The 14,895-nt window shown below is 48.6% G+C and carries 8 protein-coding genes; all 8 read left to right on the top strand.

From position 1 onward, the window contains the following. The first annotated feature begins 1 nt into the window (after nt 1). The 8 genes from KOO63_07720 to KOO63_07685 all read left to right on the top strand — a co-directional run bounded on the left by KOO63_07720 (nt 2) and on the right by KOO63_07685 (nt 14,828). A complete protein-coding gene (locus KOO63_07720) occupies nt 2-3,997 on the top strand; it encodes a DUF11 domain-containing protein (GenBank protein MBU8921694.1) in 3,996 nt (1,331 codons plus the stop codon). Nucleotides 3,998-4,516: 519 nt separating this feature from the next. After that, entirely contained in the window at nt 4,517-5,626 is a 1,110-nt protein-coding gene (locus KOO63_07715) for a hypothetical protein (protein MBU8921693.1), read from the top strand. Between the two features lie 83 nt (nt 5,627-5,709). Further along, entirely contained in the window at nt 5,710-6,612 is a 903-nt protein-coding gene (locus tag KOO63_07710; protein ID MBU8921692.1) for a hypothetical protein, read from the top strand. A 118-nt stretch (nt 6,613-6,730) separates the two neighbouring features. After that, nucleotides 6,731-8,986, top strand: coding sequence for an AAA family ATPase (locus KOO63_07705; protein MBU8921691.1), 2,256 nt, complete (start codon nt 6,731-6,733; stop codon nt 8,984-8,986). After that, nucleotides 8,979-10,856, top strand: a complete 1,878-nt coding sequence (locus tag KOO63_07700) for an AAA family ATPase (GenBank protein ID MBU8921690.1) — start codon at nt 8,979-8,981, stop codon at nt 10,854-10,856. Before KOO63_07705 ends, KOO63_07700 begins: the two co-directional genes overlap by 8 nt. Nucleotides 10,857-10,979: 123 nt before the next feature. After that, complete coding sequence (locus KOO63_07695) at nt 10,980-13,148, top strand: AAA family ATPase (GenBank protein ID MBU8921689.1); 2,169 nt, start codon at nt 10,980-10,982, stop codon at nt 13,146-13,148. A gap of 154 nt (nt 13,149-13,302) precedes the next feature. Further along, nucleotides 13,303-14,280, top strand: coding sequence for a TIR domain-containing protein (locus tag KOO63_07690; GenBank protein ID MBU8921688.1), 978 nt, complete (start codon nt 13,303-13,305; stop codon nt 14,278-14,280). Between the two features lie 236 nt (nt 14,281-14,516). Then, the gene (locus KOO63_07685) at nt 14,517-14,828 is read left to right on the top strand and encodes a M48 family metallopeptidase (GenBank protein MBU8921687.1); all 312 of its coding nucleotides are present in this window, start codon (nt 14,517-14,519) and stop codon (nt 14,826-14,828) included. Nucleotides 14,829-14,895: the final 67 nt, after the last annotated feature.

Here is a 14,895-nt window from a genome sequence, read left to right as displayed (position 1 = left end):
AATGAAGATGACAAAAAGAAATGAAAATAAATTTACGGGGATGTTCCAGAAGGTGAGCACGCTGGCGATACTCCTTGCCGCGTTTGTCTGCGCGCTTGTTCCAGGCGCCCTGTCCGCCGGCGAACTGATAGTTGGCGGTACTTTCGAGACAGGCAGCTTCACTTCCGAGTGGGTCCATAGTGGCGGTAATAACAATGGAGGCACAAACGACAGCTGGGCCGACCACATGGTCGCGCTCGATCTGCCGTACGCGGGTAATTACTCGGCCCTGCTTGGATTCAAGTACACTACCCAGCGCCGGAACAGGCATGGTTTCATGTATCATGACGTGACCATCCCTGCCAACGTCTCTGCAGCCAGTCTCTTCTTTAGATTCAGGCAGCAGGGGTACGATGGAGTCAACTACGATCCGTTCATAGTGGAAGTGCGAGATCTCTCGGACAATGTTCTCGCGACCGTGGTCAATTTCTCATTCGACGAATGGAACAATCAGTTCAAGGACAGCGGCTGGATCGGGCCTGGCGGCTTCGATATGTCGCCATGGGCCGGACAGACTGTCAGGATCCATTTCCGGCAGGAAAACACTTACGACAATCTTTTCGAGACGTGGACATTCATCGATGACGTGTCTCTGATCTATTCGAAATATGTCGACCTGATCGTCGACGGTAATGGTGACGACCTCTTCGCGGATCCCGGTACGGGAGGCGGAGGCAGTTCTTCCAGCAGTGGCGAGGCGGGTGAAACGGTGTCCTACCTGATAGATGTCGAGAACGAAAGTCTCGATGTCGACTCCTACACCCTATCCGTTTCACTCCCCGCCGGCTGGATCGCCGTGCTGAATTACGGCGGCACAGATTATCCGCTGCCCTGGACGACCCCCTCGATACCTTCAGGAGCGTCGATACAGGCGACGGTCAGTCTGACCATTCCTGCGGGTGAATCAGTCGCTGGATATACGACGATACTCGATGCAGTATCGACTTCATTCGGACTGAGGTTCGACAGCGTATCGCTCGTGACGAATGTAGTGCCGTCTGATTATCTGACAGATCTTGCGATAGACGCGAATGGATTTGGAGTGATCGACCCCGATGGAGGCGGAGGCATCTCATTCCTTCAGTCAGGAGTCGGCGCGACAGTGGAATATGATGTGGAATTGATGAACTCAGGGATAGTCACCGACTCGTTCAGGGTATGGTTCTCTCCTGAAACGCCTCTGACAGCCGAGATCGTTTATGGTGCTGCTACCTACACGGGGATGTTCACCACAGCGGCGCTGAGTCCTGGTGGTACGGCCTCGTTTACTCTGAGAACGATTATTCCGCTTTCGATGTCGGGAGGGGATTACGAGACGCTCGTCTACGCATCGTCGATCTCTGATACCTTGAGAAAAGATGGTGTGACCGCGGTCACACGTGTCATAGCTCCGAAAGTCGATATAGTCATCGCCGGAAGCGGAGACGATATCATCGATCTTACAGGCGCCGGTCTCGGTGGCAGCTCCACCATATCGGGGCAGCAGTCCAATACGGTAATTTTCCCGATCATTCTCCAGAATGAGGGCTCCATCCCAGATTCATTCACCCTTGACTGGACCCAACCGACCGGAGGCTGGTCCGCGGTTATAAATGACGGGACGACAGATCACGCTTTCCCATGGACTACTCCTGAGTTGGGTGTGAGTTCGCAGGTCAATTATACACTCGCGGTCACGATTCCCGGGAATGCCGCATTCAACACATTTGTATCGATACTCGATGCTGTCTCGATGACCGACAGCAGGATAAGTGAAAGTGTGACGGCCGGCATATCGGTCGCGTCGGGGAACGAGACCGACCTGATGATAGACGGGAACGGAGCAGATACATACGGGCCTCTTGGAACGGGGCTTGGAGGAAGTTCGCTGGCGCTGGCCAACCCGGGCGACACGATCAATTTCCTCGTGACCGTGGAGAACGAGGGTGGGGCGAATACCTTCGATATCGAGTGGAACACCCCTGCGGGGTGGACAGTGTTGTTCGACGGGGGACTTTCTCCGACGAACTGCTCGGCAGGCGATTTCATTCTCCAGGTCATCGTTCCCCTGACTTGCACCGGGGGCACATTCGACATCATCGTCGACGGCATGAAATCGAATAAACGATATTTCGTCGACAGTGTCCTGGGACGGGTGGTCGTAAGCTATCAGTATCTTGTCGATGCTCTGATCGACGGCAATGGTGATGATATCTTCGGTACACCTGGCCTTGGTGACGGGGGAAGCTCGCTTCAGGCCACCATCGGCGGCAGGACTATCGTCTTCACCGTCGAACTTCAGAACGAGAGTGGCGACCCGGAGGCGTATACTTTGAACTGGAACAGCGTTCCGGGATGGATGGCCCTTCTTGCGGGTAATAGTTCACCGTGGACCACACCTGTGATCGCGGGTGGGACTTCGGGACTTTATTCGTTCCAGGTAACGATTCCCGAGAGCGCCCTGCCATCCGACTACGCATATATAATAGATGTTATTTCTACAGTCGATCCGACCAATGTCGAAAGTATAATAGCGAACGTACATATCGATCCGCCTCCGCAGGTCGATCTGGTCATCGATGGCGACGGGGCGCTCGTGACCGCGCCCGCAGGGTCAGGTGGCGGAGGAACGGCAATGATCTTCGGATCGCCGGCCACTATGGTCACCGCGATCCTTGAAGTTTTTAACAGGGGCGGCGCGCCAGACTCGTTCGAAGTGACATGGAACGATCCGGCTGGATGGCCGGTGGGCTCCGTGATGATCTTTGACGGTCTGGTCGACCACGCGTCGCCTTTTGAGACTCCGGTCATCGATCCGGGAAATTCCATCGCCTATACGGTAAGAGTCTCGATACCGGCTACGGCCGCGGCAAGGACAAACCTGATCCTCGATGGAAGGGCTCTTTCACGTGACCTCGAGGACAGCGTCGAGCTGGAAGTTATCACTTCGGCCTTTATCGTGGGGCGTGTCTTTGATGATGCGGACCATGACGGTGTCTACGATGTTGGAGAACCAGGATGGCCGGGAGTGAATGTGACAGTGACCGATCCATCGACTCCGTACAATATGGCAACCGGCGCCGATGGGTCATATCTTTTCGAGATCCCGGCAGGCCTGCTTCGTGACGTGATTTCAACGACCCCTTCCGGGATGATCAGCCTCAGTCCAGATACTGTCTCGGCTGGTGTTCTTGCGGCCGGGGATACTGTGTTTATAGATTTTGCAGACGTTATGATCTCGGTGATCGCTCCTTCGCTCGTCCGTAACGGCCCCGCGGGGGGATTCATCGATCTTCCACACATGATAACAGCAGGTACTGCCGGACAGGCTTCGGTCGGGATATCACTGCCCGCCGGATGGGCCGATGTGTGGTACAGAGATGTTAATGGTGACGGACTCTTCGATGTGGGAGACGTGCTGCTCACTTCGGCAGACCTCGACCTCGATCCGGCTGTTCCGGGACAGGATATGGTTACCGTAATCGTCAGGATCTTCGTTCCCGCGACCGTACCAGCGGGGACTACGGGAATGGCAGTAATAACCCTGTACCAGACACTTTCGGGTACAGCTATCACGACGGCCGCCTCGGTCACCGATCAGCTGACTGTGCTGTCCAGTTCGAGCGGTATACTCAATCTCGTTAAAGAAGTCGACTTGGTTACTGCGCGTCCGGGCGATATCGTGACCTATACGATCATATTCTCCAATCCGGGACTCGATGATGTCCTGGAGATAGTTATCATCGATCCTGTCTCCCCAGCCGTTGAACTTGTACCCGATGCCTTCGGCCCTGGCAACGATATCGAATGGGTACGCAGTGGCATCAGCTTCTATCTCACTGCTGATCCGCTCGATGCCGATGAGGGGATGTTCGATGCGGGGACATCTACGCTTCGGGTGTTGCTCTCAAGGCAGGCGCCGTTCAGTCTTGCTCCGGGGGAAGAGGGCAGGGTTGTGTACAGGGTGCGGGTACGGTAGCCTCGCCAGGGCATGGGATCTTGCCTTTCTGCTCAAGCAGTCCTCGCGCGCCACGAACATCTTTCAATATTCAGCTTTACAGATGGTGCGCTGCGGAATCTCGCGATGAGACTGATAAATCCCCCTCCTTGCTCTTGTTGAAGTGTTGCGTGCTGCGGAATCTCGCGACGAGGCTGATGGCATTTCCCCCTCTCTCAATATAAAGTAGAAGGCAAATTGCCATACCCTGTCTCGGTTCACAAATACTACTGTCTATGGACTTATCCTGCACTAACTGCAAGGATTCTTACCGCCAATGCTGGCGTAAACTATATTTGACACTTCGCATTAAATCAAATTTAAGTAGTGAAAAAACACTATCATTGTGATACTATTTGCTTTCCAAGCAACCAAGGGACGCATTAAGGACATACAATCGGATTCATAGATGTATATGAGTGATTTGATAAATATAACTTCAAGCAGCCTAAGAGTGTGTTAGGCAAGTTGAATTGAGAAAACTCCTCAAGGGAGGATAAAATGATAGGAAAAGATAAGACCAAGATTAATCGAACGATTCTTTATTATCCCACTATAGCACTTCCTGAAGGGTCATGGCTCAAGCAAGCATTGTTGTATTGGGATGAGTTGGCATCTATTGTACCATTAAAATATGATTATGAAACCGACAAAACGAAGCCAGTAATACCCTATTCTCCTGACATAGAATATCTTTTTGATAAGAATGTTTTCAGGCCAATTCCTCCAGATAATTTTCTTAAATTAGAAAACCATTTTGAAAAACATGACGAATTTTTTGAAGAAATTAAAATAATTGTGAAATCCGAATCATTTAAAAAATTGGTTCCAAAAAACAAAAAGCGTTTTTATAATTCAAAAATACATCATGACAAGGTATCTAATCGACTTTTTGATTGGCTCCAGAGAAATGGTTTAGCAAAAAAATGGGAAGGTGAGGGGGAGTGGTACCGTTTCGAAAATAATACAGGTCTTTTATATATGGCCTTATTAGCAAAATACTTAGCTGATATTGATATTAATCACACTATGCCTGGAACAAATCTTAACATTTATGAAGGATTGGTATTCAAGTCTCCAAGCTTAAATGAAGGATTCTCGTGTTTGGATGTCAAATTCAAAAACAGCCTTCCAATTCCTCGCGAAGATGTTTCTATCGCGGATATATTAGATTTCAAAGAAAACAACAAAAATAGGATGGCATTGTTAAATTTTCGTTCAAGCCTTGATCAATTTCATAGAGATTTATCCGATTCGGAAAACAAAAACATAGTAAACCAAGTTTTAGCTGGTTTTAAAGAAAATATAGAATTAGGTGTAAGTGAACTGACTGAATTAATGAAAGAATCTGGTATTGAGACAGCCACAGGTTGTTTAAAAACAATTGTAAATGTCAAATCCCCTACCTTATGGGGAACGGCTGGATTAGTTGCAGACCAAGCGACGAAAATTGCTGATCTTCCACTTGAATGGACAATACCAGGTCTGACCTTGGTGGGTGCAATTGAAGTGGGACATTATCTAGTAAGTGAATTTAATAAAAAAAGAGCAGCCTTAAGAGGAAGTGAGTTTTCCTATCTTTACCATGCTCAGGAATGGGGAATAATCTAAGGGCCTAACAAAACTAATTCAGCCGACGCAAAAAACCGCGCGGCTGATTAGCAACGTTAGGCGGCACTAGGTAAGGAGGGGGAATGGCAGAAACACGCAAAGACAATAAAATGACACCCCTTTGGGTGATCTCTCTTTTCCTATCGCTGACGGAGGTTGTCACAGGTATAGCAGTCACCCAAGCGACTGGAAATGTCCAAGTCGCATTGACTGTTTTCGCGATCGCGTTTCCCAGCGTGGTCGCTATTGCTTTCTTTCTGATACTTTGGTTTAGACCCTACGTCCTTTACCCGCCCACCGAGTTCGGAACTACAGTTGATGTAGGAACATATGTTCGCGCGATGACGAATAAAATAGAACTTGTTGGATCAGATGTGCCCGCGGAACTCGCGAACCTGCGCTCGAGCGTCGCAATTCGGTCAAATGCTGAAGTCGCTCGCATAGATGCGGTAGAGCAACAGATGGAAAGGCTGATTTCTAGAGTTGGTTCTGTACCCGAAGAAGCATCAGATCAGGAAGTTCGTGACTCCAGAATAGCTGCCGTCGAAGCCGAACAAGTCACATTTACGGAAAACGGAGAATTCATGATTGAGGTGGCGGGGATGGATACAGTCGATGAGGCGTGGGATGCAGCTCAAGATATCGCGAAAGGACTCGCAACGCATGGATTCAATACTAATGTTGTGGGCTGGCCGGCTAATCAATATCTGGCAAAATGGCGGAACCAGTCGCGTTGCGGTGTGCTTTACGTCATCCATGGCGAGCAGAACCTAGAAATTGTTGATCGTGTCGTATCCGTTCTACAAGAGTTCAGCCCTGGTGTGGAGGTGGTTTCCGTATCCAAGGAAGAGGCGATGGCAGCAAGTGAACGTCCGGTCCGGCAATTTCTATTCGAGGAAGGTGTTGATCTAGTGGTAGCTGAGTTCCTTGAAGAAAGGAAGCAGAGACGCTTCCCATGGGCCGATCAGATGGCGGAAGACGCATGAACGATCATGCCGCCTAACAACTCCATGAACCGGACCCGCTTTCAGCGGGCCGGTTATGTCAACCGTTATACAAATAAGGCTATTTCCCAATGCGACACGGGGAAACCGAGGTAACCACATGAACATTGATTTTGTTGAGATCCAGAACTTCCGCAAACTCAAATCCTGCAGGGTAGAAATTGCTTCACAGGAAACGATTCTGGTCGGCGCGAATAATAGCGGCAAGACCTCCGCGATAGATTCGATGAGTCTGTTCCTCAAGAAGCACCGTCGCAACAATATCGCAACCACGGACTTCACTCTGTCGAATTGGTCGCAGATCAATCAAATCGGCACACATTGGGTAAGTGCAGACGACGACACTTTGCCAGACCTTACCCTCGCACAATGGCTGCCGTATTTGCCATCCATCGATATCTGGCTTAATGCCGCTGATGCGGATATCCACCATGTTATTCATCTGCTCCCAACACTTGACTGGACACCTAAGCAGAAACTCGGTGTCCGGCTGGTATTCGCCCCTATTAACATTGAAAAGCTGTACAAAGACTTTCGCGATGCCTATCAAGCGGCCCGAGACACCGAACCATCCGATTCATCAAAAGGGAAGCGCAGATTATCCTTATGGCCGGGATCAATGCGCAATTTCCTGGACAGGACTCTTCGAGAACAGTTTGAGGTAAAGGCGTACATCCTGGACCCTGCGAAATGCTGTGATCCAGAGAAAGGAGTGGCTAGACCCCAGCCGCTTCCTGCTGACAGTGAACCGATGGACCGGGACCCATTTGACGGTCTCTTCAAGATTGACGTTATCACGGCCCAAAGGGGATTCTCAGATCCCACCACTGAAGATGAGTCACGGGGCACATTTGCGAGCTTGTCCACTCAGCTCCGGCAATATTTCACCAAGCATTTGAATCCTTCAGACTCTCCAGATGCCAGCGATATTGAAGCCCTGGAAGCCATCGAAGAGGCAAAGGCGATATTTGACGAGAAGCTAAGAACAAGTTTCAAGCCTGCAATTGGCGAACTTGAGGGCTTGAACTATCCGGGTTTCAGCGACCCGCGTATTTCTCTGACCAGCGAACTCCGTGCTGTTGACACCTTGGACCACAAGGCCGCCGTTCAGTTTGATGTTCTGCCCGAAGGTGTCGACACCGCCGCCTTGTCGCTACCGGAACAGTATAACGGGTTGGGGTATCAGAACCTTATCTCCATGGTATTCAGCCTGATTCGGTTCAGGGACGAATGGATGCGGGTTGGCAAAGCGGCAAGAAAGCAGAGCGGTGATGAGACCATTATCGAGCCGCTTCACATTGTTCTCATTGAAGAGCCGGAAGCTCACCTGCACGCGCAGGTTCAGCAGGTATTTATCAAGAGGGCTTATGCGGTGCTGCGCAACCATGCAAAACTCGCAGGGCCTCAGCTCAATACTCAGATGATTGTCAGCACGCATTCATCGCATATAGCGCACGAGTTGGATTTTACGTGCTTGCGCTATTTTCGGCGCAAACCCGCAGCGCAGAAAGGAGAGATACCTTCCGCGACTGTTGTGAATCTCTCCAAGACGTTCGGGAGTACTTCAGAGACATCGAAATTTGCGACACGCTACATCAAGTCGACGCATTGTGATCTATTCTTTGCTGATGCGGCCATTCTTGTCGAAGGATCGGCGGAACGAATGCTGGTTCCGCATTTCATAAAGAATGGATTCAAGAAGCTGGATCAAAGCTATATCTCCTTGCTTGAGATTGGCGGCAGTCACGCACACCGCTTGAAACCACTCCTTGCAACACTGGGCCTTCTTTCGCTTGTGATCACGGATTTGGATTCAATCGGTGAGACCGGCACTGCAAAGATATTTCCCGAACGGGGCAAGAAGTATCGAACTGGCAATGCCACACTTAAGAAATGGCTTCCCAAGAAGCAATCGCTGGATGAAATCCTGGATTGTTCCAACGATGACAAGCAGTCTGACAATGAGCAGATCAGGGTAGCTTATCAATGTCCGATAATGCTCAAGTACAAGTATGACTCTACTGAAGAAGAAACCATTCCGTACACGTTTGAAGATTCGTTGGCTCTGACCAATCTGGAATTGTTCCGGGGATATTCGGCCCCCACAGGCCTACTGAAGAAGCTTGCAGAAGCCCTTGATAAACCCACTTTGCCCGAAGCCGCAAATGAGATGTTCAACAGCTTAGGGGCAGGGAGTAAAGCCGGGATGGCTTTGGAATTGCTCTATCTTACCGAGCCAAGCGAGTTGAAGCCTCCAGCCTACATTGCTGAAGGGCTTGAATGGCTGGAAGTCAAACTGGCTGAAAGAAAACAGGATTTCCTGGCCTCCGCAACAACGGAGGCCAAGAATGCCTGATCCTGCCGCGCAGACCACTGAGCTCGCCGATGTCATGGCGAACTGTCTCAGTCTGGATAATCCCAGGAGTTTATTCCTGTTTGCCGGTGCCGGGTCTGGGAAGACGCGCGCCGTTGTTGAAGCAATGAAGAAGTTTCGCGAGAAGCATGGCCAGTCTTTCCGTCTTTCCGGTCGGAATGTTGGCGTCATCACGTATACGAATGCTGCATGTGATGAGATCAAGCACCGAACCTATTACGATCCGATATTCTCAATATCCACTATTCACAGCTTTGCTTGGGAACTGATTCGATCATATCATGACGATATTCGCGAGTGGCTCGATCACAATCTGACAACCCAAATCAGCGACCTCGAAGAAAAGCAGCGAAAGGGCAGAGCTGGTAAGGCTTCTGCTGATCGTGTTGTACAGATCGAGAAGAAGAAGGCGCGGTTGGCTCGTCTCGATACAATCAAGTACTTCGCTTACAATCCGAATGGCGACAACATCGGCAAGAACTCACTGAATCACACAGAAGTCATCTGTATTTCGACTGCGTTTCTTGCAGATAAGCTGCTGATGCAGCGAATTCTGATTCGCAAGTATCCGATCCTGCTTGTTGACGAAGTTCAAGACACCCAGAAGGATTTGATCGATGCGTTTCTTGCCGTTCAGCAAGAGCATTCAAAGGAATTCTGTTTGGCTCTCTTCGGGGATGAAATGCAGCGAATATATTCAGACGGGAAAACGGGTATCGCGAAAGCAATTCCAGATGACTGGGCAAAGCCTGCTATTACTATCAACCATAGATGCCCAAAGCGCATCGTAAGGCTCATCAACACGATCAGAGCCGAAGCAGATGGGCAAGCACAGGAGCCAAGAGAAGATGCTTCAGAGGGATTTGTCCGACTGTTCCTTGTGCAAGATGGTGATGAGACCAACAAGACCGCTGTCGAATCAGAGATTGCCAGAAGGATGGCTGAAGTCACATCAGACAATCAGTGGTTTGGAGAGAATAGAGAAGTGAAGACACTCACGCTTGAGCATCACATGGCCGCGAGGCGAGGTGGGTTTAGTGACTTCTTCGAACCGCTCTATCAAGTTGCAAAGTTCAAGACCGGATTGCTTGATGGAACATTAAGCGGTATTCCGTTTTTCGCGCAGAAGGTGCTTCCTCTGGTAACGGCACTGCAATCAGCGGATAGATTTGCTGTTGCGCGAATTGTCAAGAAATCCCCGCTTGTATCCGCTGACACACTGAAACTCAGCAAATCGCCAATGGATGAGATCCACAAAGCCGACGATACTGTAAGATCGCTCTTTACCCTGTGGGACGACGACAACGATCCATCCCTGATAGCTGTTCTGAAAGCAATTGCGGCTATCGGGCTGCTTGCCATACCTGACGTATTTGCACCTGTCATATCTCGACCGGATTCAGCAGAAGATGAGAGTGATGCTGATGATCCCGCTGAATCTGCCCACGATCCAAGCATTGATGCATGGGACAAGGCTCTTACCGCTCCATTTAGCCAACTGAAATCCTATGTCCAATATATCTCGGATGAATCTCCATTTGGGACCCATCAGGGAATCAAAGGATTGGAGTATCCGCGTGTGATGGTGATTTTGGACGATAACGAAGCTCGCGGATTTATGTTTAGCTACGACAAGCTATTCGGAGCGAAAGAACCAACATCAACTGATCAGAGGAATCTCGCAGATGGGAAAGAAACAGCTGTCGACAGGACACGACGACTATTCTATGTCACATGCAGTCGGACCAAAAACAGCCTGGCCATCGTGGCGTACACAGTCGAAAAGGAGAAGGTAACCACCCACTTGAAGAATGCAGGGTGGTTTGAGGATGACGAAATCATAGATATTTGAGAAGGTTGAGTGCCTAAACGTGAATTGTATAACAATAAAATGCACCTGACTTTTATTCCGCTGCGCTCCACAAAAACAGGTGATTTTAGTCGTTATGTGTTCTGAATCAATGGAGGAGCATTTGTGATTGCAGAGATACAAATGTCGAAGGTCGCAAGTTATAAAGCGCTGACCTCTCTCACAACTGACAAGAAAGTCAATCTGATCTATGGACTGAACGGAACCGGCAAATCAATAGTCTCTGACTTCCTTTACAAACCGGACGCCCCGAGATTCGGGGACTGCAAAATAAATCCCGAATCGACGAACGCCATTCTCGTATATAATCAGTCGTTCATTCGAGAACATTTCTACGAAGCAGATAGCCTAAAGGGAATATTCAGTCTCTCCAAAGAGAACAAAGCGGCAGAGGAAAAGATATCCTTGGCCCAGACACAACTAGACGGTCTTGAGCAATCCATTCTCAAGAAGCAAGAAGAGAAGGCTAAAGCCCAAGACGACTTTGATAGACAGAAGCAGAACGCCGTAGATGAGATCTGGAAGATCAAGACCAATTATTGCGGCGGCGATCGAGTGCTTGAGTACTGTCTGGACGGCCTCAAAGGCCAAAAGGGAAAACTCTTCTCCCATGTCTTGTCACTCGCGAAACCCAACGACGAGCCCAGTGTAGACATCCCTAAACTGAAGAAGGATGTCGAGACCCTGCAGGACACAGCCGCTCTGCCTCTAGATGAGCTCCCAAAACTCACGTTTTCTCAACGCTCTGTAGAGTCACATACGCTGCTCAGCAAAGCAATCGTCGGCAACGATGACAGTGTTGTAGCAGATCTAATCAAGGAGCTTGAGAACTCGGACTGGGTGAAGGAGGGACTCGAATATCTGCCAGCGGAAATAGACGGCCAAGGCAGCCTGTGCCCGTTCTGCCAGGAGCGCACAATCACTTCGGTGCTAGTTGAAAACATCACGGAGTATTTTGACCAAGAATATATGGAGGCCGTATCAACTCTTGTCGGCCTCGAAACAGCGTACCGCGCTGCAATCGAAAGCTTGCCCAGTGCTTCGGAATACACCACCCACGTATTTGCAGCGGAATCCAAAGCAGAGATAGAGAAGCTTTATAGTGATTGCGTTCAGTTGCTTGAAGGTAATGCCCGGAGGATTCAGGACAAACTCAAGAACCCGCGTACAGGAACAACGCTAGATGATTCCATGCCTGCATTCGATGCATTCAATGATGCAATGGATCGCGTCAACGTTCGCATTCGGAAGCACAACGCGAAGATTGCTGACAGAGACGCATCCTTGGAAGCGTTGAAAGTCCAGTTCTGGCAGTTGATGCGATGGCAGTACGACCAGACGATATCGCGGTACTCGCAGGATAGCGAAGACGCACAGAGCAAGACGGGAGTTCTGGAAAAAGAAACAGTAGTGCTTGAGAATCATATTGGTGCGCAGAAGAAGATCATATCGGCAGTTCAGAAAGAGACCGTAAACATTGATCAGGCAATAGAGAACATCAATGCCGGATTACTTGATCTCGGAATTGAAGACTTCAGAATTAGCAAACACTCAGACAGGCTGTACCGAATAGTGCGTTCCAGCCAAACTGATGATGCTTTCCATACCCTGAGCGAAGGCGAAAAGATGATCATCAGCTTTCTCTATTTCTGCGAGCTCTGCGTGGGCCGACTCAGTGCGGATGATACCGCGACGCAACGTATAGCTGTGATTGATGATCCGATTTCTAGCCTGTCCCATATCTACATTTTCAATGTGGGACAGCTCATTAAACGCCTGTTCTTTCAGTCTAGGCGCTTCACACAGGTCTTTGTTCTAACGCATAGTTTGTATTTCTTCTACGAGTTGACAGACCCGAATCACGAACGGCGAAAGAGTACGCAGAAATTGTTCCGTATCGTGAAGAATTCCGTAGGCAGTCAGATACTGGATATGAAGTACGAAGAAATTCAGAACGACTACCAGTCGTATTGGGAGGTCGTCAACGATTCCAGCCAACCACCTGCCTTGCTTGCCAATTGTATGAGAAACATCGTTGAGTACTTCTTCAACTTCGTAAAGAGGAAAGACCTGAACAACGTATTCCAGATGCCTGAACTACAGGACACCAAGTACCAGGCGTTCTGTCGCTACGTTAATCGTGAGTCACATTCGTTGGGGCAGAACATATTTGATCTGAAAGAATTTGATTACGATTCCTTCAAGGAAGGTCTGTGTTTGGTGTTTGAGAAGACGGGGTATTCCGATCACTACAGCCAGATGTCACGGAATTAGCTTTGAGAAGCAGACAGCGGAATATAGAATTACACATAACAAGAGCTTGCACACTGACAATCGCGCCTGTCACGTCTTGTGCTGGCGCACAGGCCGCGCCAGCCACGCTTGCAGGTGAAGCCAACGTTAAGCAAAAGAAAAACTAGGTAAAAGAATGAGAAGCGAGCTTTTTATCTCGTACGCAAGAGAAAATGAAAATAGTGCACTAAAACTCAAATCAGATCTGGAAAATATAGGATTTTCAGTTTGGATTGACGTAGAAAAGTCATATGGCAAGAAAGATTGGCCTTTATATGTTGCAAGGGGACTGAGGGAGGTTGATACAATAATTGCTCTTGTTTCAAGAGACTTTGTTCATAATGGCAGATACGCAAAATATGAAATTAACGAGGCCTTAAGAATTATAGAAAAGAAACATGCAGGAGGGCAAATAATTCGCGGACAACTGGACGATTCTGATCCCACACAACCCCAACTCAAGAAAATTGCACCCATAATGCTATATCCGGATTGGCATATTGGTGTAATGAGGATGGCGGAGATAATAAAACTAAATAAAGGAGAAATTGACAAAGATTCCCCCCCTTTATCACAAGAATACGATACCGAAGAGCCACCAGGAAATGTAAATATAATAAGTATGTTGAAGAGAACAATGGAAAATATTGATTACTATGCAAAGCGGCGAGATATTAAACTAATACTTAAAAACCATAAGGATTCGATGTTTTCCTTATCGGATGGATACGATCAAGCGCTTTCTTTATCATTTATGAACATATTCCATAATGCAATAAAGTATACCTTCAAAGTGGCAAAAAGCATATATTCTACAGTGGTTATAAATCCATTTAGAAAGAAAGGATGCGTACAAATAGAAATTGAAAATGTGGGCCTTCCTATTGAAGATTTTGAAGTTAGGCGCATCTTCCAAAAAGGGTACAGGGGTAGTCAAGCTGCGATGTTTGACAAATCCGGATTAGGCATAGGATTATTTAACACAAAACAGATAGTCGAAAAGCATTCAGGAAAAATAGCCATCGGCAGCATGCCTTTAAAAAGAAATATTGGCAAATCTGACGAATTCACGCCTTGGTTAACAAAAGTAATAATAGAATTACCTGTGATATGATAATGCATAACAATGGCAATGAACGCAGACGCCTAATATTGTGCGGCTTTCATTGCCTGGACCGTAAGAAAGTTGTTACTTTTCCTAAATTTCAACCCTTTTATCGGCGCTGGTTATTGTCGGCGGTTAGCCAATTGTGCACTAACATTCTGAAATACTGCCCTGTACAAAATCCCGCAGGATGAGGACGAGGTGGAGCGGATCTTCCTGACCGTAAAGGTGCAGGGTGAGTATTGATGGCAGAACAGATCACATTGACCGACATTGTGATAGATGTGGTTCTGAAGAGGGTTAAGAGAGTTCGTCTCAGTATCCATCCTCCGACAGGCCGTGTGCGTATCTCGGCCCCATCGCATATGAGCATGGAGAGTATCCGCGTATTCGCCATCTCCAAGCTTGACTGGATCAAAAAGCATCAGAAGAATATACGGGCGCAGGATCGCGTGACGCGGCGGGACTTTGTCGACCGCGAGAGCCACTATGTCTGGGGCAAACGATACCTGATGCAGGTGATCGTATACCGTCCCCCTTTGGAACTGGACAGATGATATGCTAATATCGGAGTTCAGTAAAGGAGGGAAAAATGACGGACAAAGAGCCCGAGATCCAGCGATG

The sequence above is a fragment of the Candidatus Latescibacterota bacterium genome (assembly GCA_019038625.1).
GTDB lineage: Bacteria > Krumholzibacteriota > Krumholzibacteriia > Krumholzibacteriales > Krumholzibacteriaceae > JAGLYV01.
Note: the sequence above shows the minus strand (reverse complement) of the source record. Positions and strands in the feature narration are given on the sequence as shown.

Coding starts and splice junctions, on each gene's coding strand:
- KOO63_07710 (MBU8921692.1), top strand. CDS start 5,710: ATGGCAGAAACACGCAAAGACAATAAAATGACACCCCTTTGGGTGATC.
- KOO63_07705 (MBU8921691.1), top strand. CDS start 6,731: ATGAACATTGATTTTGTTGAGATCCAGAACTTCCGCAAACTCAAATCC.
- KOO63_07690 (MBU8921688.1), top strand. CDS start 13,303: ATGAGAAGCGAGCTTTTTATCTCGTACGCAAGAGAAAATGAAAATAGT.
- KOO63_07715 (MBU8921693.1), top strand. CDS start 4,517: ATGATAGGAAAAGATAAGACCAAGATTAATCGAACGATTCTTTATTAT.
- KOO63_07720 (MBU8921694.1), top strand. CDS start 2: ATGAAGATGACAAAAAGAAATGAAAATAAATTTACGGGGATGTTCCAG.
- KOO63_07685 (MBU8921687.1), top strand. CDS start 14,517: ATGGCAGAACAGATCACATTGACCGACATTGTGATAGATGTGGTTCTG.
- KOO63_07700 (MBU8921690.1), top strand. CDS start 8,979: ATGCCTGATCCTGCCGCGCAGACCACTGAGCTCGCCGATGTCATGGCG.